20 protein-coding genes are annotated in these 19,375 nt (G+C 70.7%); 13 read left to right on the plus strand and 7 right to left on the minus strand.

Going from position 1 to position 19,375, the window contains the following annotated elements; genetic code table 11:
- The 5 genes from VFZ39_RS03395 to VFZ39_RS03415 form a co-directional block, all read left to right on the plus strand.
- Positions 1 to 413 (plus strand): hypothetical protein (locus VFZ39_RS03395; RefSeq protein WP_330864315.1); only part of this gene is annotated, 413 nt, incomplete at its 5' end.
- Complete coding sequence (locus VFZ39_RS03400) at positions 410 to 1,939, plus strand: hypothetical protein (protein WP_330864316.1); 1,530 nt, start codon at positions 410 to 412, stop codon at positions 1,937 to 1,939. The genes VFZ39_RS03395 and VFZ39_RS03400, both read left to right, overlap by 4 nt.
- Positions 1,940 to 1,944: 5 nt before the next feature.
- Entirely contained in the window at positions 1,945 to 2,409 is a 465-nt protein-coding gene (locus tag VFZ39_RS03405) for a hypothetical protein (protein ID WP_330864317.1), read from the plus strand.
- A 95-nt stretch (positions 2,410 to 2,504) separates the two neighbouring features.
- Positions 2,505 to 2,825, plus strand: coding sequence for a histone-like nucleoid-structuring protein Lsr2 (locus VFZ39_RS03410; RefSeq protein WP_330864318.1), 321 nt, complete (start codon positions 2,505 to 2,507; stop codon positions 2,823 to 2,825).
- 188 nt (positions 2,826 to 3,013) lie between these two features.
- Entirely contained in the window at positions 3,014 to 5,608 is a 2,595-nt protein-coding gene (locus VFZ39_RS03415) for an ATP-dependent Clp protease ATP-binding subunit (protein WP_330864319.1), read from the plus strand.
- An 8-nt stretch (positions 5,609 to 5,616) separates the two neighbouring features.
- On the opposite strand, the gene VFZ39_RS03420 is transcribed toward VFZ39_RS03415, so the two are convergent.
- Positions 5,617 to 6,480 (minus strand): A/G-specific adenine glycosylase, encoded by an 864-nt coding sequence (locus VFZ39_RS03420; RefSeq protein WP_330864320.1) that lies wholly within the window; start codon positions 6,478 to 6,480, stop codon positions 5,617 to 5,619.
- A gap of 60 nt (positions 6,481 to 6,540) precedes the next feature.
- On the opposite strand from VFZ39_RS03420, the gene VFZ39_RS03425 reads away from it, so the two are divergent.
- Positions 6,541 to 7,353 (plus strand): hypothetical protein, encoded by an 813-nt coding sequence (locus VFZ39_RS03425; protein WP_330864321.1) that lies wholly within the window; start codon positions 6,541 to 6,543, stop codon positions 7,351 to 7,353.
- Between the two features lie 46 nt (positions 7,354 to 7,399).
- On the opposite strand, the gene disA is transcribed toward VFZ39_RS03425, so the two are convergent.
- Together disA and radA are read right to left on the minus strand one after the other, a co-directional pair.
- Positions 7,400 to 8,485: a DNA integrity scanning diadenylate cyclase DisA gene (disA, locus tag VFZ39_RS03430; RefSeq protein WP_330864322.1), complete on the minus strand. Its 1,086-nt coding sequence runs from the start codon at positions 8,483 to 8,485 to the stop codon at positions 7,400 to 7,402.
- Between the two features lie 82 nt (positions 8,486 to 8,567).
- Positions 8,568 to 9,956 (minus strand): DNA repair protein RadA, encoded by a 1,389-nt coding sequence (gene radA, locus VFZ39_RS03435; protein WP_330864323.1) that lies wholly within the window; start codon positions 9,954 to 9,956, stop codon positions 8,568 to 8,570.
- Positions 9,957 to 10,091: 135 nt separating this feature from the next.
- On the opposite strand from radA, the gene VFZ39_RS03440 reads away from it, so the two are divergent.
- Positions 10,092 to 11,126 (plus strand): LacI family DNA-binding transcriptional regulator, encoded by a 1,035-nt coding sequence (locus tag VFZ39_RS03440; RefSeq protein ID WP_330864324.1) that lies wholly within the window; start codon positions 10,092 to 10,094, stop codon positions 11,124 to 11,126.
- Between the two features lie 110 nt (positions 11,127 to 11,236).
- Here the strand turns inward: VFZ39_RS03440 and VFZ39_RS03445 are convergent, their stop codons facing one another.
- From VFZ39_RS03445 to VFZ39_RS03460, 4 genes are all read right to left on the minus strand, one after another.
- Positions 11,237 to 11,941 carry a hypothetical protein gene (locus tag VFZ39_RS03445; protein WP_330864325.1) on the minus strand — a complete coding sequence of 235 codons (705 nt, stop codon included), beginning with the start codon at positions 11,939 to 11,941 and terminating at the stop codon, positions 11,237 to 11,239.
- A 449-nt stretch (positions 11,942 to 12,390) separates the two neighbouring features.
- Positions 12,391 to 13,080 (minus strand): class I SAM-dependent methyltransferase, encoded by a 690-nt coding sequence (locus VFZ39_RS03450; RefSeq protein WP_330864326.1) that lies wholly within the window; start codon positions 13,078 to 13,080, stop codon positions 12,391 to 12,393.
- 2 nt (positions 13,081 to 13,082) lie between these two features.
- Complete coding sequence (locus tag VFZ39_RS03455; RefSeq protein ID WP_330864327.1) at positions 13,083 to 13,721, minus strand: VOC family protein; 639 nt, start codon at positions 13,719 to 13,721, stop codon at positions 13,083 to 13,085.
- Positions 13,722 to 13,781: 60 nt separating this feature from the next.
- Entirely contained in the window at positions 13,782 to 14,567 is a 786-nt protein-coding gene (locus VFZ39_RS03460) for a hypothetical protein (RefSeq protein WP_330864328.1), read from the minus strand.
- Positions 14,568 to 14,601: 34 nt separating this feature from the next.
- Here VFZ39_RS03460 and VFZ39_RS03465 point away from each other — a divergent pair, with 34 nt between their 5' ends.
- Genes VFZ39_RS03465 through VFZ39_RS03490 form a run of 6 tightly spaced genes read left to right on the plus strand, consistent with a single transcriptional unit; the run spans position 14,602 to position 19,369 of the window.
- Positions 14,602 to 15,543, plus strand: a complete 942-nt coding sequence (locus tag VFZ39_RS03465) for a Ppx/GppA phosphatase family protein (protein WP_330864329.1) — start codon at positions 14,602 to 14,604, stop codon at positions 15,541 to 15,543.
- A gap of 2 nt (positions 15,544 to 15,545) precedes the next feature.
- Positions 15,546 to 16,346, plus strand: coding sequence for a sugar phosphate isomerase/epimerase family protein (locus tag VFZ39_RS03470; protein ID WP_330864330.1), 801 nt, complete (start codon positions 15,546 to 15,548; stop codon positions 16,344 to 16,346).
- Complete coding sequence (locus VFZ39_RS03475) at positions 16,343 to 16,930, plus strand: TetR family transcriptional regulator (protein WP_330864331.1); 588 nt, start codon at positions 16,343 to 16,345, stop codon at positions 16,928 to 16,930. Before VFZ39_RS03470 ends, VFZ39_RS03475 begins: the two co-directional genes overlap by 4 nt.
- 27 nt (positions 16,931 to 16,957) lie before the next feature.
- The gene (locus tag VFZ39_RS03480) at positions 16,958 to 17,674 is read left to right on the plus strand and encodes an ABC transporter ATP-binding protein (RefSeq protein ID WP_330864332.1); all 717 of its coding nucleotides are present in this window, start codon (positions 16,958 to 16,960) and stop codon (positions 17,672 to 17,674) included.
- On the plus strand, positions 17,671 to 18,408 hold the full coding sequence (locus tag VFZ39_RS03485; RefSeq protein WP_330864333.1) for an ABC transporter permease: 738 nt from the start codon (positions 17,671 to 17,673) through the stop codon (positions 18,406 to 18,408). The genes VFZ39_RS03480 and VFZ39_RS03485 overlap by 4 nt, the downstream gene beginning before the upstream one ends.
- 16 nt (positions 18,409 to 18,424) lie before the next feature.
- Entirely contained in the window at positions 18,425 to 19,369 is a 945-nt protein-coding gene (locus VFZ39_RS03490) for a proline dehydrogenase family protein (RefSeq protein ID WP_330864346.1), read from the plus strand.
- Positions 19,370 to 19,375 lie beyond the last annotated feature (6 nt).

A 19,375-nucleotide genomic window follows, 5' to 3' on the forward strand; every position in this document is an offset into this window, starting at 1 on the left:
TGCCCGACACAGCGCCGCTGACCCTCCCCGACTACGTGTCACTGCCGAGCGAGCTGCTCGCGGGCAACGCGAAGGCCCACCGCGACCACCGGACCGACCTGCTGCCCGCGCTGGCCGCCAGCTCCGCCGGGCAGGTCCGGCTGGGCCGCCCTCGCGAGCTGCACGAGGCCGACTCCGAGGAGATCCTGGCCCTCTTGCGCACCTTCGGCACCGCGTGCCGCGGCCGGCTGCGGTTGCTCGCCGCTCGGCGCGACCGGCCGGACGGGCCGCACGCGGTGGCGGTGTGGCTCCTCTTCGACAGCGGGTGGTACGAGCTTCGCCCGGGCCGAGCGGCCACGTCCGTGCTGCGTCACCGCCAGCCGCAGGATCTCGGTCTCGTCACGCTGCCGCTGGTCGAAGGGGCCGCGCCGTGAACGACCACGTGTCCGACCCGACGGTCCACACCGACCGCAGCGCCGACTCCGACGACGGCACGCCGAGCTCGCTGGACCTCTCGGTCAGCGGCGGTGCCAACGGGATCGAGGCGACCTACGACGACATGCTGCGGCTCGGCCGGCTCTACGGCGACACCGGCGACCGGCTGATCGAGGCGGCGTGGGAGGACAAGGCGGAGGCCGCCGACGCCGACCTGCTCGCCTCCGCCGTCCTCTCGCCCGACAGCTTCGCCGCCGCCGAGGGCGCGATCCTCGACGCGACGTACGGACCCCGAGGGCTGGTGGTGCGGGCAGCCACGATCGAGGCGCAGAGCCTGTGCTTCATCGGCGTGGTCGAGATCTACCGCGGCGCCGACGATGCGCGTGCCGCCGCCGTCGACGCGCTGCACTACGGCTTCGGCTACGTCGTCGGCTACCACCTCCCCGGCCTCGCCCTGGCGGGCGGCCTGGCCGTCGGCACGCTCCACCTGGTCGACCCGGTGCTGGCGGAGATGGGTCGGGAGGAGATCATCGAGTACCTCGAGGACCATCCCGAGGCCCTCCAGGACCTCGTCGACGGCGGCGGTGGGCTGCTCGACGGGATGGCCGCCAACCCGCTCACCGGCCCGCTGATGGGAGCGCTCGGCCTCGACGGCTTCCATGCCGACACCGGAGCTGCAGCCGACGACCTCGGTGACCTGCTGTTCGGCGACTACGTCGGCGACCTCAACGAGCAGTACGACGGCCCGGTCTTCGACCACCAGCCCCCTCGGGACCTCGAGGACCTGATCGAGGACCTCGGCACGACCGCGGCGGGCGACATCCCGGACGGCGTGATCTCCATCCAGCGGCTCACCGACGCCGACGGCAACCTCAGCTACGTCGTGCAGCTGCCCGGCACCGATGACTTCGTGTCCGAGGGCGCCATCCGCAACATGGGCTCCAACCTGACCCTGATCGCTGGGGACAGCACTGCCTACGGCGATGCGATCGCTCAGGCGATGGCCGACGCGGACGTGCCCGACGACGCGCCCGTGATGCTCGTCGGTCACTCCCAGGGCGGGATGCAGGCCGCCGCGCTCGCCGCGGACCCGGACTTCGGCTACCACGTGACGCACGTGGTGACGGCCGGTTCGCCGGTGGCGACGGCCGGGATCCCCGACGACGTGACGGTGCTGGCGCTGGAGAACACCGGTGACGTCGTGCCGCTGCTCGACGGTGAGGAGAACCCTCACGGAGCCCACCACACCACCGTCCACGCGGAGGTCCTCTCGGGCAGTCTCGGCGCGGCAGACGGGCAGAACCACTCGCTGTCGACGTACGAGTCCATCGCGTCCGCCGCCGACGCCAGCGACGACCCCTCGATCCAGGCAGCCATCGACAGCATGCACGTGCACGGGTTCCTCGGTGACGGCGACGAGCCGGTGCAGTCGCAGACGTACACGTACCAGACCCAGCACGGTGGGCAGGTCCGACCGGCGGAGATTCGCGACCCGCTCGCGATGCTCGGCAACCTGGTGCCCTGACCTCCGTGCGATCGATCGCGCTCGCGGGGTCGGCCCTGCTCCTCTCGATGGCGGCCTGCGGTGACCCGGACCGGGCGATGAACGACTCAGCAGCCTGTCCCGGCGACTCGTGCACCGACGACACCCGAGCCCGGGTCGACGCGATCGGCTCGATCGACGGCGTCACGGAGGTCGTCGAGGTCACGCGCGAGTACGGCTTCGACCGCGGATCCCACCGCACCGCCGAGGTCCGCAGCGGCGCTGCGTCGAGCTCCCGGGTGCGCCTGGTCGCGTTGGCGGTGATGCGTGCCCTCGAGGACTGGCCCGGACATGCGGACGGCGGGGCGAGCGTCGTCGTCGCGAGCGAGGACGGCCCACGCGTCGCGTTCGTGCTGGACCGCGACTGGGTGTGTGAACAACCCCCGGGAAGGCGCGTGGCGTGCACCACTGACAATTCTTGGACTCTCGACGGCCAGCGCGTTTCTCCCTGAATTGAGGAACGTATTCCGCTTTCCGTTTTAGTTGTGCCAGAATTGCCCAGCCGAATTACGCGGTGAGGTATTCCATTTTCCGAATTGAGGAGCGCATGGCACAAAAGGTCAACATCATTCTGGTCGACGACCTCGACGGCAGCGACGCCGACGAGACGGTCAGCTTCGCGCTCGACGGGACGTCGTACGAGATCGACCTGAACGAGAAGAACGCCGCCAAGCTGCGCGACGCGCTCTCCGGGTACATCGGCCACGCTCGCAAGGTCACGACGTCGCGGAAGCGGCGGGGCTCGGCTCCCGCGTCGGGCCCGAGCGCCCGCGAGCTGCGCGACTGGGCGCGCTCGAACGGGTTCGAGGTCTCCGACCGCGGTCGGGTCTCCGCCGAGGTGCGTGAGGCCTTCGACGCCGCGCACTGAGCGTGCGAGGTGGCGCGAGCGCGTCGAAACCACGCAAGCTCCACGGAGACGCAACTGGGGGTGTTCGCTCACAGCGGACGCCTGAACCGCCAACCGGGGAACGCGTAGGGTGTCTGTTGGGGTTGTAGTCAGCAATGCGGTCCGTCGAACCTTGGCGAGCCCGCCCCCCGAGGCAACAGGAGCGATACATGTTCGAGCGGTTCACCGACCGAGCCCGTCGGGTCGTCGTGCTGGCCCAAGAAGAAGCCCGCATGCTCTCCCACAACTACATCGGGACCGAGCACATCCTGCTCGGCCTGATCCACGAGGGCGAGGGTGTCGCCGCCAAGGCTCTGGAGAGCCTCGACATCTCCCTCGAGGCGGTGCGGGCGCAGGTCGAGGAGATCATCGGCCAGGGCCAGCAGGCCCCCAGCGGTCACATCCCGTTCACGCCGCGCGCCAAGAAGGTGCTCGAGCTGTCCCTGCGCGAGGCGCTGCAGCTCGGCCACTCCTACATCGGGACCGAGCACATCCTGCTCGGCCTGATCCGCGAGGGTGAGGGCGTCGCGGCGCAGGTGCTGCAGAAGCTCGGCGCCGACCTCAACCGGGTCCGGCAGCAGGTCATCCAGCTGCTCTCCGGGTTCCAGGGCAAGGAGTCGGCGTCCGCCGGCGCCAGCACCGGCGGTTCCGGTGGCGAGGCGCCGTCCTCCTCGCTCGTGCTCGACCAGTTCGGCCGCAACCTGACCCAGGACGCCCGTGAGGGCAAGCTCGATCCGGTCATCGGGCGCGAGCAGGAGATCGAGCGGGTCATGCAGATCCTCTCCCGGCGTACGAAGAACAACCCTGTCCTGATCGGGGAGCCGGGTGTCGGCAAGACGACCATCGTCGAGGGACTGGCCCAGGACATCGTCAAGGGCAACGTTCCCGAGACGCTGAAGGACAAGCAGATCTACACCCTCGACCTCGGCGCTCTCGTCGCCGGTTCCCGCTACCGCGGTGACTTCGAGGAACGCCTCAAGAAGGTGCTCAAGGAGATCCGTACCCGCGGCGACATCGTGCTGTTCATCGACGAGATCCACACCCTCGTCGGCGCCGGCGCGGCCGAGGGTGCGATCGACGCCGCCAGCATCCTCAAGCCGATGCTGGCCCGCGGCGAGCTGCAGACCATCGGTGCCACCACGCTCGACGAGTACCGCAAGTACCTCGAGAAGGACGCCGCGCTGGAGCGTCGCTTCCAGCCGATCCAGGTCCAGGAGCCCTCGATCGCCCACACGATCGAGATGCTCAAGGGACTCCGCGACCGGTACGAAGCCCACCACCGGGTCACCATCACCGACGAGGCGCTGGTCTCGGCGGCGACGCTGGCCGACCGCTACATCTCCGACCGGTTCCTCCCCGACAAGGCGATCGACCTGATCGACGAGGCAGGCTCCCGGCTGCGGATCCGTCGGATGACGGCACCGGCCGACCTGCGCGAGTACGACGACAAGATCGCCGACGTACGCCAGCGCAAGGAGGGCGCGATCGACGGCCAGGACTTCGAGGCCGCCGCGCGGCTGCGCGACGAGGAGAAGCAGCTGATCGCCCGCAAGGCCGAGCGCGAGAAGCAGTGGCGTGCCGGTGACATGGACGAGGTCGCCGAGGTCGACGAGGAGCTGATCGCCGAGGTGCTCGCGGTCGCGACCGGCATCCCGATCGTGAAGCTGTCCGAGGAGGAGTCGACCCGGCTGCTCAAGATGGAGGACGAGCTGCACAAGCGGGTCATCGGTCAGGAGGAGGCCGTCAAGGCGCTCAGCCGGGCGATCCGTCGTACCCGCGCCGGCCTGAAGGACCCGAAGCGTCCTGGCGGCTCGTTCATCTTCGCCGGTCCGTCCGGCGTCGGTAAGACGTGGCTGTCCAAGACGCTGGCGGAGTTCCTGTTCGGCGACGAGGACGCGCTGATCCAGCTCGACATGAGCGAGTTCGGCGAGAAGCACACGGTCTCGCGGCTGTTCGGCTCACCTCCGGGCTACGTCGGCTACGAGGAGGGTGGCCAGCTCACCGAGAAGGTGCGCCGCAAGCCGTTCTCCGTCGTGCTCTTCGACGAGGTCGAGAAGGCCCACCCCGATATCTTCAACAGCCTGTTGCAGATCCTGGAGGAGGGTCGCCTGACCGACTCCCAGGGCCGGGTGGTCGACTTCAAGAACACCGTGATCATCATGACCACGAACCTCGGCACGCGCGACATCTCGAAGGGCGTCAACCTCGGATTCCAGCAGAGCGGTGACGCGGCCGGTTCGTACGAGCGGATGAAGGCGAAGGTGTCGGAGGAGCTCAGGCAGCACTTCCGCCCCGAGTTCCTCAACCGCGTCGACGAGATCGTGGTGTTCCCGCCGCTGTCGCCGGAGCAGATCGTCGCGATGGTCGACAACATGATCGCGTTCGTCGAGCTGCGGCTGAAGGACCGCGACATGCAGCTCGAGCTCACCCAGGCGGCCAAGAACCTCTTGGCCGAGCGGGGCTTCGACCCCGTGCTGGGTGCGCGACCGCTCCGACGCACCGTCCAGCGCGAGATCGAGGACGTCATGGCCGAGAAGATGCTCTACGGCGAGATCGGTCCGGGCCAGATCGTGCTGGTCGACGTCGAGGGGGAGGGCCCCACCGCGACGTTCACGTTCAAGGGCCAGAAGGTGTCCGAGCTCCCCGACCTTCCGCCGTTCGAGACGGCGGGTGTCGAGGCGGGCCGTGACGCGGGCGAGCTCGGAGAGCTCACCGACGGGCCGGACGACTCAGAAGGCCCGACGGACGTCCCGCGCGCGGAGTGAGCTGAAGGTCAGGGCAGCGCGTAGCCCGCGCTGGTCCTGACCAGCAGTCCGTCCTCGACGAGGCCGGTCAGGCACCTGGTGCGCTGGTCGGCCTCGTCCCACGTCCGGGCAAGCCGGTCGGCGGACACCGGCCGGTCGCTGTCGCGCACCGCTGCCATCAGCCGTCCGCGGCACTGGCGGTCGGTCCCGGCCCAGGGCTGCCCGCGGCGGGGCGGGCCGTCGTACGCCGGGTAACCGGCCGTCCGCCAGGCGCACGCGGCCGCGAGCGGGCATACGCCGCACCGCGGCCGGACTGCGGAGCACACGAGCGCGCCGAGCTCCATCACGGCGACCGACCACGTCGCAGCGTCGGCGTCGTCCTGGGGGAGCAGGGCGGCCGCGCGCTCGCGCTCGACCCTGGTCAGCGAGCGAGGCGGGAGCTCGCGGCCGTCGACGACGCGGGCGAGGACTCGCCGCACGTTCGTGTCGAGGACCGGGTGGCGGTGCCCGAAGGCGAAGACCGCGATCGCAGCGGCCGTGTAGTCGCCGATCCCCGGCAGGGCGAGCAGGGCCTCGTGGTCCGCGGGGACCTCGCCCCCGTGCCGCTCGACGATGGCCGACGCAGCGGCGTGCAGCCGCAGTGCGCGCCTCGGGTACCCCAGCCGACCCCACATCCGGATCGCCTCGCCGGCCGGGTCGGTTGCGAGCGCTGCGGGAGTGGGCCACCGGGCGAGCCACTCCCGGTGCACGGGCAGCACCCGGCTGACGGGTGTCTGCTGGAGCATGAACTCCGAGACCATGACCGACCACGGGCTGGCCGAGGCCGATCGCCACGGCAGGTCGCGCGCGTGCTCGTCGTACCACTCGAGCAGCGGTCGATGGAGATCGTTCATCGCGGCCGATGGTAGGCGTGGCACCACCGACTCGGCCCCTCCGCTGCCTACCGTGGGCCTATGACGACGCTGACCCGCGGTCCACTGCCGCCGCGCGTCTACTGGGCGCGGCGTCTGGTGCTGGTGTCCGTGGTGGTCGGGCTGCTCCTGACCGGTATCGGGGTCGTGAAGCTCGCGGGCGGTGACCCCGACGAGCCGGCGCGGGCGAGGCTGGCGGGGTCTGGGACCGGTACCACTGCGGTCGACACCGAGCCCGAAGCGGAGCCCCCGCCGACGACGGGCGTGAAGGGCGCCAAGGGAACGGGCAAGAACAAGAAGAAGCACAAGGGAAAGCAGGTCAAGGACCAAGGCCCGGTCCTGGCCTCTCCTGAGGGCCCGTGCGTCGACCGCGACATCGCAGTGACCCCGACCGCGAAGCAGACGGTGGCGGGTGGTCCGGTGACGTTCACCCTGCAGCTTCGGACGATCCGGTCTCCGGCGTGCACGTGGGTGGTCTCGCCGAAGACGCTGACGGTGAAGATCCGATCGGGGAAGGACGACATCTGGTTCAGCAGCCAGTGCCCGCGCGCGGTCTCCTACGAGAACGTCGTGCTGCGCAACAACGACACCACCGAGGTCGATGTCACCTGGTCGGCCCGCCGCTCCGACGAGGGGTGCACCCGCTACACCGACTGGGCGATGCCGGGCTGGTACTACGTGGAGGCGGCCGCGCTCGCCGGTGAGCCCTCCGACCTGCACTTCCAGCTGACCCGGCCGGAGCCTGAGGTGGTCACCGAGACGGTGCCGCCCACGAACGGCGGCAAGAACCGCGACGGCAAGAATCGGGACGGCAAGAATCGGGACGGGAAGAACCGGGACGGCGGGCGGGGCTGACTGCTCCGCCCGGCGACTGATCGGTTCGAAACGGCCGGTAGGCCCCTCAGACGTACCGTTCGAGGATCGTGGACTCGGCGAGCCGCGAGAGGCCTTCGCGCACGCTGCGGGCGCGCAGCTCACCGACGCCGTCGACCGCCTGCAGGTCCTCGACACCAGCGGAGAGCAGCTTCTGGAGCGTGCCGAAGTGGTCGACCAGCCGGTCGACGACGGTGTGGGGAAGGCGCGGCACCTTCGCGAGCAGCCGGTAGCCACGCGGGGCGACCACGCCGTCGAGGTGCTCACCGGTCCCGAGGCCGAGGGCGCGGGCGGCGGCTGCGGGGTCGACCAGCTCGGTGGGTGACATCGCCTCCAGCAGCTCGAGGTGCTCGCGTGCGGTCCGGGAGCGGCGCCCCGCCGGCAGGTAGTCACGGATGACCAGCTCACGCTCGGCGTCGACGCCGGTGACCAGCTCCTCGAGCTGCAGCGACAGCAGCCGGCCGTCGGTGCCGAGCTCGAGCACGTAGTCCTCGATCTCGCGCGCGATCCGGATCACCATCTCGAGCCGTTGCGCGACCACCGCGACGTCGCGGACGGTCACGAGGTCCTCGATCTCCAGGGCCGACAGGGTGCTGGAGACCTCGTCGAGGCGGAGCTTGTAGCGCTCGAGCGTCGCGAGCGCCTGGTTGGCGCGCGAGAGGATCTGGCCGGAGTCCTCGAGGACGTGGCGGGTCTCTCCGACGTACGCCGCGATGATCTGCATCGACTGCGACACCGAGATCACCGGCAGACCGGTCTGACGCGCCACCCGGTCGGCGGTGCGGTGCCGGGTGCCGGTCTCCTCCGACGTGATGTTCTGGTCGGGCATCAGGTGCGTGGCCACCCGGATGATCCGGGTGATGTCCTTGTCGAGGATGATCGCACCGTCCATCTTGGCAAGCTCGCGCAGGCCCTGCGAGGTGAACGGAACGTCGAGGGTGAACCCGCCGGTGCAGATGCTCTCCACGACCTTGTCGTGGCCGAGCACGATGAGGGCGCCGGTGCGGCCGCGGAGGATCCGCTCCAGACCGTCGCGAAGGTCGGTCCCGGGCGCGATGGACGCGAGCGTCTCGCGCAGCCGGAGCTGCTCCTCGGAGCGGACCGTGGCGCTCACACCAGCCTCCCGTGCGTGGACGGCCGGAGTCTCCCGCCGTCGCGCGGTCAGTCTAGGAGATCGTGCCGCCTCCCCGGTCGGATCAGCGGTCGCCGACCAGCGAGAGCAGTCTGAGCGCGGAGGCGACGTCGGACACCTCGATCACACGCATCCCGTCGACGTCGCGGTCGCGGCCACCGCTGCGGCCGGGCACCACCGCCACCTGGAACCCGAGCCGGGCGGCCTCCGCGATCCGTTGCGGGAGGTCGCGGACCTTGCGCAGCTCGCCGGCGAGTCCCAGCTCGCCCATCGCGACGACGCCGCGCGGAGCCGGGCGCCCGGTGGATGCCGACGCCAGCGCGACCGCGATCGCCAGGTCGGTCGCCGGCTCGACGAGCCGGGCGCCGCCGACGGTCGAGGCGAAGACGTCCTGCTGGTGGAGCCGGATGCCGCAGTGCTGGTGGAGCACGGCGAGGACCATCGCGACCCGCGACGAGTCGAGCCCGCTCGTCGTACGACGTGGCCGTTCGGCGGCGGTATGGGTGACCAGCGCTTGCACCTCGGCGAGCAGCGGCCGGCGCCCCTCCATCGTGACCGCCACGCAGGTGCCTGGCACCTGTTGGTCGTGGTTCTCGACGAAGAGCCCGGTCGGGTCGGTCACCGCGACGATGCCCTCGGCGGACAGGTCGAAGCAACCCACCTCGTCGACCGGCCCGAACCGGTTCTTCATCGCCCGCACCATCCGGAACCGGGAGTTGCGGTCGCCCTCGAAGTGGAGCACCACGTCGACGACGTGCTCCAGGACGCGCGGCCCGGCGATCGAGCCGTCCTTGGTGACGTGGCCGACCAGGACGGTGGTGATGTTGCGGGTCTTGGCCATCCGGATCAGGGCGGCCGCGACCTCCTTGACCTGCGTCACGCCCCCCGGGACCCCGTCGAGGTCGCCGGCCGAGATGGTCTGGATCGAGTCGACCACGAGCAGCTCGGGCCGGACCTCCTCGATGTGGCTGAGGACGGCCCCGAGGTCGGTCTCGGCCGCGAGGAAGAGCTCCTCGTGGACCCCGCGGGTGCGGTCGGCTCGCAGCCGGACCTGGGACGCCGACTCCTCGCCGGTGACGTAGAGCGTGCGGCGCTGGTAGCGCGCGGTCTGCGCGGCCACCTCGAGCAGCAGCGTGCTCTTGCCGACCCCGGGCTCACCGGCCAGCAGGATCGCGGCACCCGGCACCAGTCCGCCACCGAGGACGCGGTCGAGCTCGGGCACGCCGCTGCTGCGGAACGCCGACTCCTCGACCGACACCTCACCGATCGGGACGGCCGGCCGGGTCACCGGTCCGGCGACTGCCCGGGTGGTCGGCGCGGCGACCTCGGCGACCGAGCCCCACGCCTGGCACTCGCCGCAGCGACCCACCCACTTCGCCGTCTCCCAGCCGCACTCGCTGCAGCGGTAGGCGGGGCGCGGCTTGGCGGCACTCCTGGCCCCGGTCCTCGACATGGGGGAGACGGTAGGTCACGTCGCCGACACGCCGGCTTCCGACGCGGCGGACCACTCGCATCGACCGCGCACCGGAGCGCCGTACCCGCCTTGTATCCTCCCCATTGGAACGATCAACTCGGGCGAGGAGGCGCGATGACGCGGGTGCCGGGCTACCGGGCGTCGGCGGTGCCACCGACGCTCGCGGACGTCGCCGAGCTCGCCGGTGTGTCCCGCCAGACCGTGTCCAACGCGGTCAACAACCCGGACCTGCTGCGGCCCGACACCCTCGCGCGGGTGCTCGAGGCGATCGACGAGCTCGGCTACTCGCCCAACCGGGCGGCCCGGAACCTGCGCACCAGGACCAGCCACCTGATCGGGCTGCGGTTCGCGCCCGTGCAGGAGGGGACCGCCAACGCCACCATGGACCGGTTCGTCCACTCCCTCGTGGAGACCTCCAGCGCCGCGGGCTACCACGTGCTGCTGTTCCCGGGCGACCCGCAGGACCCGACGGCCGGGTACGACGCGCTGCTGCGCTCCACCGCCGTGGACGCGTTCGTCGCGACCGACACCTACCTGGGGAACCCGCAGGCGGCGTGGCTGGAGTCGCGTCGCGCACCCTTCGTCGCGTTCGGCCGCCCGTGGGACAACCCCGAGGCGCACCACCCCTGGGTCGACGTCGACGGCGCGGCCGGTGCCGAGCTGGCCACGGAGCACCTGATCGAGCGCGGCCACCAGCGGATCGCCTGGATCGGCTGGCGCAAGGAGCAGCTGATCGGCGAGGACCGCCGTACCGGCTGGACCAGGGCGATGCGCTCGAACGGCCTCGCCACCAGCGGGCTCGCGTCCCGCTCCGAGGACACCGTCGCCAGCGGTCGCGAGGCGTCGGCGGTGCTGCTGGACGAGGCGCAGCCCACCGGTTTCGTCTGCGCGTCCGACACCCTCGCCATGGGCGTCCTCCACACGCTGGCCGACCGGGGACTGGTCCCCGGCCGCGACGCCGCGGTGGTCGGGTTCGACGACTCGCAGGTGGCGCAGGTCGTGCCGCCCGGCCTGACGTCGGTCCGGCAGCCGCTCGAGGAGGTGGCGGTGGAGATCGTGCGCGCCCTCGAGGGTCTGCTGACCCAGCCCCCGATTCGCGCCGGTGGCGTCCTGCTCAGCCCCGAGCTGATCGTGCGGGGCACCAGCTGAGGTTGGGTCTGCATGATTCCCCGGCTCGCCGGGGAGTCATGCACACCTCGGGTGTTGCAACGGCCAAGGAGTGCAGGGATCGGCCAGGCGGTGTGGCTGGTGCTGCGACGTCAGCCGAGGAAACGGCGGATGCGCGCTGCCAGCCGCTCGGGATTCGCGAGGTCGGCCCACGTGATCCGAAGGCAGCGCCAGCCGGTCACCTCGCGAATCAGGTCCTCGCGTTGCTTCTCACGGAGCACGGCATCCGTCACGCTCTCTCCCTCGCGTAGGAACTTCACATACTTCTGCTTGCCGTCGAACTCGAGCCAGCACCCGCGGCGTGGCCACGCAAAGTCGAGGCGTGCTATCTCACGACCGAGCTCGTCTGTGATCACGAATTGCGGCTCGGCGTACGGGATGCCCTGCTGCCACATCAAGAACGCGGTGCGCGATTCGCCGATCGATTCGACCCGTGGATCCGCCAACCTCAGCACGAGGTCGGTGCGCAGTGTGTAGGGATCGTGCACCATCGCCTCGTACCTTCGGCGGATGGCAATGAGGTCAGTGTGCCGTTCATGCAACAGGTGGTTGACCACGCACAGGGCGGATTCCGTTCCAGCGACGGTGGTGACGTCGATCGCCGTCCGAGTCGCGCACGTGACGTCTACACCGGCGCGGGTCACCACGTCCTCCGCCAAAAGGAGGCCCTGATGCTGCCGAACGCCGGCTTCGTTGCGACCTGCCTTCCGATCCCTGCGGGTGACGTGAACGATGTCCGTGGGCACGTCCCACAACGGGGCGTCGTACTCCGCGGCGGCCGCGGTGTGGCTGAGCACGACAGGCGCCTTGGCCTGCCTCAGGACCGCCCGCGAGCGGAGCCTGAGACGCCCGGTCTCGTCCTCGGCCTGCCACCGCGCACCGTCGACGTACGCACCGTGCCGGGCCCTGGCGAGGTCGCCGGCCTTCACCAGCTTGGCTATGTCGCGGTCGGTGTGGCCGGCCTCGATGAGCTCACGACGCAGGATCACGTCCTGGATGGCGGGGATGAGGAGCTTGGTCATGCACCAGAGATGCCCCCGCGGCCGTCCGCTACACGCAGCCTGTTCGCGCCTGTGGAGAACCCGTCCGGCCCGGGTCACCGCTTGGGAACCGCGTCATCCCATCAGCCTCACCAGTCACCGCACCGGCTCCGTCCATGCACTCCTCGGGGGTTGCAAAGGCCTAGTAGTGCATGAGTCCCCGGCTCGCCGGGGAATCCTGCACCCGGCGCCCGAAACGCGTCGAATCAGTACTGCCGCGACCAGAGGTTGACGGCGTAGTCGACGGAGGTGCCGTCGTACGACGCGAGGACGTCCTCGGCGACGGCGGTGGGGAGCTCGATCCGGACGACCGCCTCGAGGTCGGCGCGTGAGTCGAACTCCCAGGCGAGGTCGAGCGGGTACCGGGTCCAGCCGCGGGCGGACCAGAACCGCTCGACGGCGACCGCGTCGGCCGTGGGGTAGCCGCGGGCGAACCAGCGGCCGAACGTCGACCGGGTGGGGTCGTTGTCGATCACGAACGCGGTGCCACCTCGCCGAACGACGCGATCGAGCTCGGCGAGACCCGGCTCGCAACCGGGCCCGAAGAAGTAGGCCCAGCGGGCGTGAACGAGGTCGACCGACGCCGGCGGGAGCGGAAGCGCCTCGGCGAGGCCCTCGAGGACGGTGACGTTCGGCAGGCCGCGAGTACGACGACGCGCCAGTGCGGCCAGCGACGGATGCGGCTCGACGCCGATCACCTCGGCGGCCTCGTCAGCGAAGCGCGCCAGGTGGAAGCCGGTGCCGCAGCCGAGGTCCAGGACGGTGCGCCCACCGCACGGGGCCAGCGACTCCATCAGCGACCACAGCGACCCGTCGCGGTCGAAGGCCCGGTTCTCGACCTCGTAGGTCTCCGGGTGGTGCCAGATGTTGGGGCTCGGTCGCGCCCCGACAGCCATGCTCAGAGACGCACGAGCCCGTTGGGCGTCTGGACCTGCGCGGCGATGATCCCCGGGGTGCCGTTCGGGGCGACCCACTCGACCTTGACGTCCTCCAGCGGCGCCTCGACCGTCTCGCCGAGCCACTCCGAGACCCGCTGCGGGTCGCCGGCGATCTCCAGGCAGGCCAGGGAGTAGTCGTTGCTGGCTCCGGCGCTCGGGTGCATCGACGCCGGGCTCTCCCACTGCACGAAGAACGGCAGCTGCGGGTCTGCGAGCAGCCCGTTGATACCGATCTGCTTCCACAGCAGCTCCGTGCCGTCGGGTCGCTTCCGGTTGCCGGGCGCGGCCTCGCGCCCAAGACGCTGCTCCACCGCGGCGATGTCGTCGACCGCGACGACCCAGCCGAGCCAGCCGCCGCCGAGCTGTGAGCGGGCGCGGACGGCCTGGCCGAAGGGTGCCTTGTCGGAGGCGGGGTGGTCGAGCACCTCGACGATCTCGAGGTAGGTGTGGCCCGCGAGGGGCAGGATCATGTTGCGGGTGCCGAAGCGGGGATGCACACCGCCGTCACGGAACTCGGTGCCGAGCAATCCCCCGATCCGCTGGGCAGTGCTGGCAAGGCCATCCGGTCCGGCTGCAAACGAGAGATGGTCCAAGCGCATGCCGATCATTGTGAGCAATGGCTTGCCCAGGCCGGACAGCGGGGTCGGTTTTTCTTGACGTCAAGCAGAGGCCGGCGGGTCCGCCGGGTGGAGCGCGAGGGCCGATCGCGACCGCAGGTGCTCCTCACAGTGGCCGGCCAGCTCGTCGTACGCCGGGCGTCCCATCAGCTCCACCAGCTCCGGTTCGTTGGTGACGTAGAGCGGCGACGGAGCGACGTGCGCCTCGGTGTTGCCGGAGCAGTACCAGTCCAGGTCGTGGCCGCCCGGTCCCCAGCCGCGCCGGTCGTACTCGGTGATCGTGACCTCGGTGTACGACGTGTCGTCCTGCCGCTCGACGGTGCGGAACGTGCGGCGGATCGGCAGCTGCCAGCAGACGTCCGGCTTGGTCTCGAGCGGCTCTCGACCCTGCTGGAGCGCCAGGCCGTGCAGCGCGCAGCCGGCGCCGCCAGGCCCGCTGGACGGCGCGAAGTCGGTGCGGTTGTGGAACACGCACGCCGACTGGCCGTCGACCTCGATCGTCCGCGTCTTGGGCTCGCCGTCCTCGTCCTTCTCGATCCAGTCCCGCTTGCGCACGGTCCGGCCCGGGTGGAACTGCCACTGCTCCGGGGTCAGCTCCGCGACGAACCGTGCCACGCGTCGCTGGTCGTCCGCGTCGGAGAAGTGAGCCCCGAGCGTGCAGCAGCCCGTGTCGGGCGCGTCGGCGTAGATGCCGGCGCAGCCACGGCCGAAGATGCACATGTAGCGCGAGGTGAGCCAGGTCAGGTCGCAGCGGAAGACCTGGTCGGCGTCGGCAGGATCGACGAACTCGACCCAGGCACGGGGGAACCCCAGGGGGACTTCGGGCACCGGTCCAGCCTACGTGCCCGGTAGATTCGGCCCCATGCGCCTGGGCGTGCTCGACATCGGCTCCAACACCGGCCACCTGCTGGTGGTGGACGCGCACCACGGTGCGGCCCCGCTCCCGGCGTACTCCCACAAGCAGCCGCTGCGACTTGCCGAGCACCTCGACGGAGACGGCGCGGTCTCCCGGTCCGGCATCGACGCTCTCGTCGACTTCGTCGCCTCCGCCCTGGTGGTCGCCGAGGACAAGGGGTGCGAGGAGATGCTCCCGTTCGCGACGTCCGCGGTGCGTGACGCCACCAACTCCGACGACCTGCTGGCCGAGGTCCGTGAGCGGACCGGCGTCGACATCGCGGTGCTGCCGGGAGAGGGCGAGGCCCGACTGACGTTCCTCGCCGTACGCCGCTGGTTCGGATGGTCCTCCGGTCGGCTGGCCGTCTTCGACATCGGTGGCGGTTCGTTCGAGATCGCGGCCGGTGGCGACGAGGCTCCCGACGTCGCCTGGTCGCTGCCGCTCGGCGCGGCTCGGCTCGCGCGCGACCATCTGGCGCAGGACCGGTCCGAGTCGACGATCCGTGAGCTGCGCAGGTGGATCCGCGCCGAGATCGCCCGCGACGCCGGGAACCTGCTGCGGCACGGAGCGCCCGACCACGCGGTGGCGACGTCGAAGACGTTCCGCTCGCTGGCCCGGATCTGTGGCGCCGCCCCGTCGGCTGAGGGGCCGCTGGTGGCGCGCGTGCTGCGGGGCGAGGAGCTGAGCGCGTGGATCCCCAAGCTCGCGGCGATGTCCGACGCGGAGCTCGGTGAGCTGCCCGGAGTCTCTCCGAGCCGCACCCACCAGATCCTGCCGGGCGCGCTGGTGGCAGTCGCGGCGATGGACATCTTCGAGCTGGCGGAGCTCGAGATCTGCCCGTGGGCGATGCGCGAGGGTGTGATCCTCGATCGGATCGACGCGATCAGCTGGGACGGCCAGGACCGATAGACGTGTCCCGGATCGGCCTCTCGACCGCCTCGGTCTACCCCGAGTCGTCCGCCCATGCCTTCGCGTACGCGGCGCAGGTGGGCTACGACGCGATCGAGGTGATGGTCGGTATCGACGCGCTCAGCCAGCAGACCTCCGCGATCACCCAGCTGAGCGAGCACCACGGCATCCCGGTCTGCGCGGTCCACGCGCCCTGTCTGCTGTTCACCCAACGGGTCTGGGGAACCGAGCCGTGGGGCAAGCTGGAACGGTCCGCGGAGATGGCGGCGGCGGTCGGTGCACGCGTGGTCGTGGTGCACCCGCCGTTCCGCTGGCAGAAGGAGTACGCCGCCGGGTTCGTCGACGGCATCGCGGCCCTGGAGGAGTCGACCGGCATCGCCTTCGCCGTCGAGAACATGTACCCGTGGAGGGCGTCCGCCAAGCCCCGGACGCGGCGGTCCATGGAGATGTACCTCCCGGGGTGGGACCCGTCGGAGGAGTCCTACGCGAACATGACGATCGACCTGTCGCACGCGGCGCTCGCGGCCTCCGACCCGATCGAGATGGCGGTCCGGATGGGGAGCCGGCTGCGGCACGTGCACCTCACCGACGGCAGCGGCTCGGCGAAGGACGAGCACCTCGTGCCCGGGCGAGGGATCATGAAGGCCGATGCGTTCCTCCGGCACGTCGCCGATGCCGGGTTCGACGGCGAGGTGGTGGTGGAGATCAACACCCGCAAGGCGACGACCCGAGAGCTACGAGAGAAGGACCTGCGGGAGTCGCTGGAGTTCGCGCGTGAGCACTTCGTCGTGCGTGCGAGATGAGCGGCCGTAGGGGTCGCCGTCCGGGGGCACCCGACACGCGTGCCGCGATCCTCACCGCCGCGCGCTCCCGGTTCGCCGACCACGGGTTCGCCGGCACGACCATCCGGGCGGTCGCGGCGGACGCCGGCGTCGACGCCGCGCTGGTGCACCACTACTTCGGCAGCAAGGACGAGCTGTTCCTCGCGGCGATGCGGCTACCGGTCGACCCGCGGCAGGTGCTGGCCCCGGCGCTCGCCGGTGGCGTGGACGGTGCGGGCGAGCGGTTCGTCTCGGCGTTCGTCTCGGTGTGGGACGACCCCACGCTGCAACCGGGCCTGGTCGCGGTCGCCCGCGCCATGATGGACCCCTCCTCCTCGCGACTGCTCACCGAGGGCTTCCTGCCGGTGATCATCCGGCCGGTGGGCGAGGCGCTGGGGGTCGACCGGCCGGAGCACCGGATGCCGCTCGTGGCCAGTCAGGTGATCGGGCTGATCCTGCTGCGTTACGTGCTGCGGGTCGAGCCGCTCGCGTCGATGCCGAGCGAGCAGGTGGTCGCGACGTACGCGCCCACGATCCAGCGCTACCTCAGCGACCCCTTGCCCTAGCCCGGTGGCCGGAGCATAATTCATCGTATGGTGAAAAACGCGGTGGAGGTGGCCGGACTGGCGGTCGTCCGCTCCGGACGAGAGGTGCTGCACGGCCTCGACCTGACCATCCCGCCCAGGCAGGTCACCGGCCTGCTCGGGCCCAGCGGCTGCGGCAAGTCCACGTTGATGCGGGCCATCGTCGGCGTGCAGCGGGTCCGGGGAGGCGGCGTCGCGGTGCTGGGGGAGCCGGCCGGCAGCAGCGGGCTCCGGGACCGGGTCGCCTACCAGACCCAGGCAGCGAGCGTGTACGACGACCTGACCGTCGACGAGAACCTCACGTTCTTCGCGCGGGTGCTCGGCCTGAACCGGGCAGCGATCGACCGGGCGGTCGCGGCGGTCGATCTCGAGAGCCACCGCGACCAGGTGCTCGCGAACCTCTCCGGCGGGCAGCGCAGCCGGGCCAATCTCGCAGTGGCGCTCCTCGGTGACGCAGAGGTTCTGATCCTCGACGAGCCGACCGTGGGCCTCGACCCGGTACTGCGGGTGGAGCTCTGGAACCTCTTCCACCGCCTGGCGGACGAGGGCGCCGCGGTGCTCGTCAGCAGCCACGTCATGGACGAGGCCGAGCGGTGCGACCGACTGCTGCTCATGCGCGACGGCCGGATCATCGCCGACGGCACCCCGGAGGAGATCAAGGAGAAGGCCGGCGCCGACGACGTCGAGCAGGCGTTCCTCACGATCGTGAAGGAGGAGGTGGCATGAACCGCCGGGTCACCGTTGCGGTCGCCGCCCGAGTGCTGACCCAGCTGCGCCGCGACCACCGCACGCTGGCGATGCTGCTGGTGGTCCCATGCGTCCTGATCACCTTGCTGTGGTGGATGTTCGAGGACCTGCCCGGTGACATCTTCGACCGGTTCGGGCCGGCGCTGCTGGCACTGTTCCCGTTCATCATCATGTTCCTGGTCACCAGCGTGACGACCCTGCGTGAACGCTCCAGCGGCACCCTCGAACGGCTGCTCGCCATGCCGATGGGCAAGGGTGACTTCCTGCTCGGCTACGCGCTCGCGTTCGGCCTCGTGGCGACCGTCCAGGCACTGCTCGCGGTCGCCCTGAGCGTCGGCCTGCTCGGCCTGGAGGTGCTGGGGCCGGTGTGGCTGCTCGGCCTGGTCGCCGTCGTCGACGCCGTCCTGGGCACCGCGCTCGGTCTGTTCGTGAGCGCGTTCGCGGCCACCGAGTTCCAGGCGGTGCAGTTCATGCCGGCCGTGGTCCTGCCGCAGCTGCTCCTGTGTGGCCTCTTCGTGCCTCGTTCGGCGATGCCCGACGTACTGGAGGCCATCAGCAACGTCCTCCCGCTGTCGTACGCCGTGGACGCGATGAAGACGCTCACCCAGAGCAGCGAGGTGGGGGAGGTGTGGGGTGACCTGGGGATCGTGCTCGGCTTCGTGGTCGGCGGCCTGGCCCTCGGCGCTGCGACGTTGAGGCGGCGGACGCCGTAGCCTGTCTGGCATGCCGTTGCTTCGCCAGCCGCTGCTGATGCTCGCCCGCAGCCAGCAGGTCAAGAACCTCGTCACCGCGATGCCTGTCTCCTCCGGGATCGTGCACAACTACGTCCCCGGGGAGACCACCGAGGAGGCGGTCACGGCCACCGCCGAGCTGGTCGAGGACGGGCTGACGGTGACACTCGACTTCCTCGGCGAGGACACCCTCGACGCCGAGCAGGCCGACGCGACCGTGGCGGCGTACGTCGAGCTGCTGCAGGCGCTGTCGGCGGCCGGCCTGACCCGCAGGTCCGAGGTGTCGGTGAAGCTGTCGGCGGTGGGTCAGGCGCTGCCCGACGACGCCGGGTTCGGGGGCGGGCACAAGATCGCGCTCGAGAACGCCCGCACCATCTGCCGGGCCGCGCGCAACGCCGGCACGACGGTCACCCTCGACATGGAGGACCACACCACCACCGACTCGACGCTGGCGATCCTGCGCGAGCTGCGCAAGGACTTCCCCGAGACCGGCGCGGTGCTCCAGGCGGCGCTCCACCGCACCGAGTCCGACTGTCGGGCGCTCGCCTACGAGGGCTCGCGGGTGCGGCTGTGCAAGGGCGCCTACCTCGAGCCGGAGGGGGTCGCCTTCCAGGACCGGATCGACATCGACAAGTCCTACGTCCGGTGCCTCAAGGTGCTGCTCGCCGGGGACGGCTACCCGATGATCGCGACGCACGACCCGCGGATGGTCGCGATCGCGGCGTCGCTCGCCAGTCGGTTCGGTCGCTCCAAGGGCAGCTACGAGTACCAGATGCTCTACGGGATCCGGCCCACCGAGCAGCGCCGCCTGGCCCGGGCGGGCGAGACGGTGCGCGTCTACATCCCCTACGGCACCGAGTGGTACGGCTACCTCATGAGACGGCTCGCCGAGAAGCCGTCCAACCTGTCATTCTTCGTGAAGTCCCTGATCTCGAAGAAGTGAGCCCGT

The sequence above is a fragment of the Nocardioides sp. genome, from assembly GCF_036374615.1.
In the GTDB taxonomy this organism is placed as follows: Bacteria; Actinomycetota; Actinomycetes; order Propionibacteriales; family Nocardioidaceae; genus Nocardioides.

Excerpts from the sequence above, each read along its gene's own strand:
- VFZ39_RS03440 (WP_330864324.1), top strand. The coding sequence starts at position 10,092 with ATGACGCGGGTGCCGGGCTACCGGGCGTCGGCGGTGCCACCGACGCTC.
- VFZ39_RS03410 (WP_330864318.1), top strand. The coding sequence starts at position 2,505 with ATGGCACAAAAGGTCAACATCATTCTGGTCGACGACCTCGACGGCAGC.
- VFZ39_RS03475 (WP_330864331.1), top strand. The coding sequence starts at position 16,343 with ATGAGCGGCCGTAGGGGTCGCCGTCCGGGGGCACCCGACACGCGTGCC.
- VFZ39_RS03415 (WP_330864319.1), top strand. The coding sequence starts at position 3,014 with ATGTTCGAGCGGTTCACCGACCGAGCCCGTCGGGTCGTCGTGCTGGCC.
- VFZ39_RS03450 (WP_330864326.1), bottom strand. The coding sequence starts at position 13,080 with ATGGCTGTCGGGGCGCGACCGAGCCCCAACATCTGGCACCACCCGGAG.
- VFZ39_RS03485 (WP_330864333.1), top strand. The coding sequence starts at position 17,671 with ATGAACCGCCGGGTCACCGTTGCGGTCGCCGCCCGAGTGCTGACCCAG.
- VFZ39_RS03480 (WP_330864332.1), top strand. The coding sequence starts at position 16,958 with ATGGTGAAAAACGCGGTGGAGGTGGCCGGACTGGCGGTCGTCCGCTCC.
- radA (WP_330864323.1), bottom strand. The coding sequence starts at position 9,956 with ATGTCGAGGACCGGGGCCAGGAGTGCCGCCAAGCCGCGCCCCGCCTAC.
- VFZ39_RS03420 (WP_330864320.1), bottom strand. The coding sequence starts at position 6,480 with ATGAACGATCTCCATCGACCGCTGCTCGAGTGGTACGACGAGCACGCG.
- VFZ39_RS03425 (WP_330864321.1), top strand. The coding sequence starts at position 6,541 with ATGACGACGCTGACCCGCGGTCCACTGCCGCCGCGCGTCTACTGGGCG.
- VFZ39_RS03465 (WP_330864329.1), top strand. The coding sequence starts at position 14,602 with ATGCGCCTGGGCGTGCTCGACATCGGCTCCAACACCGGCCACCTGCTG.
- VFZ39_RS03455 (WP_330864327.1), bottom strand. The coding sequence starts at position 13,721 with ATGCGCTTGGACCATCTCTCGTTTGCAGCCGGACCGGATGGCCTTGCC.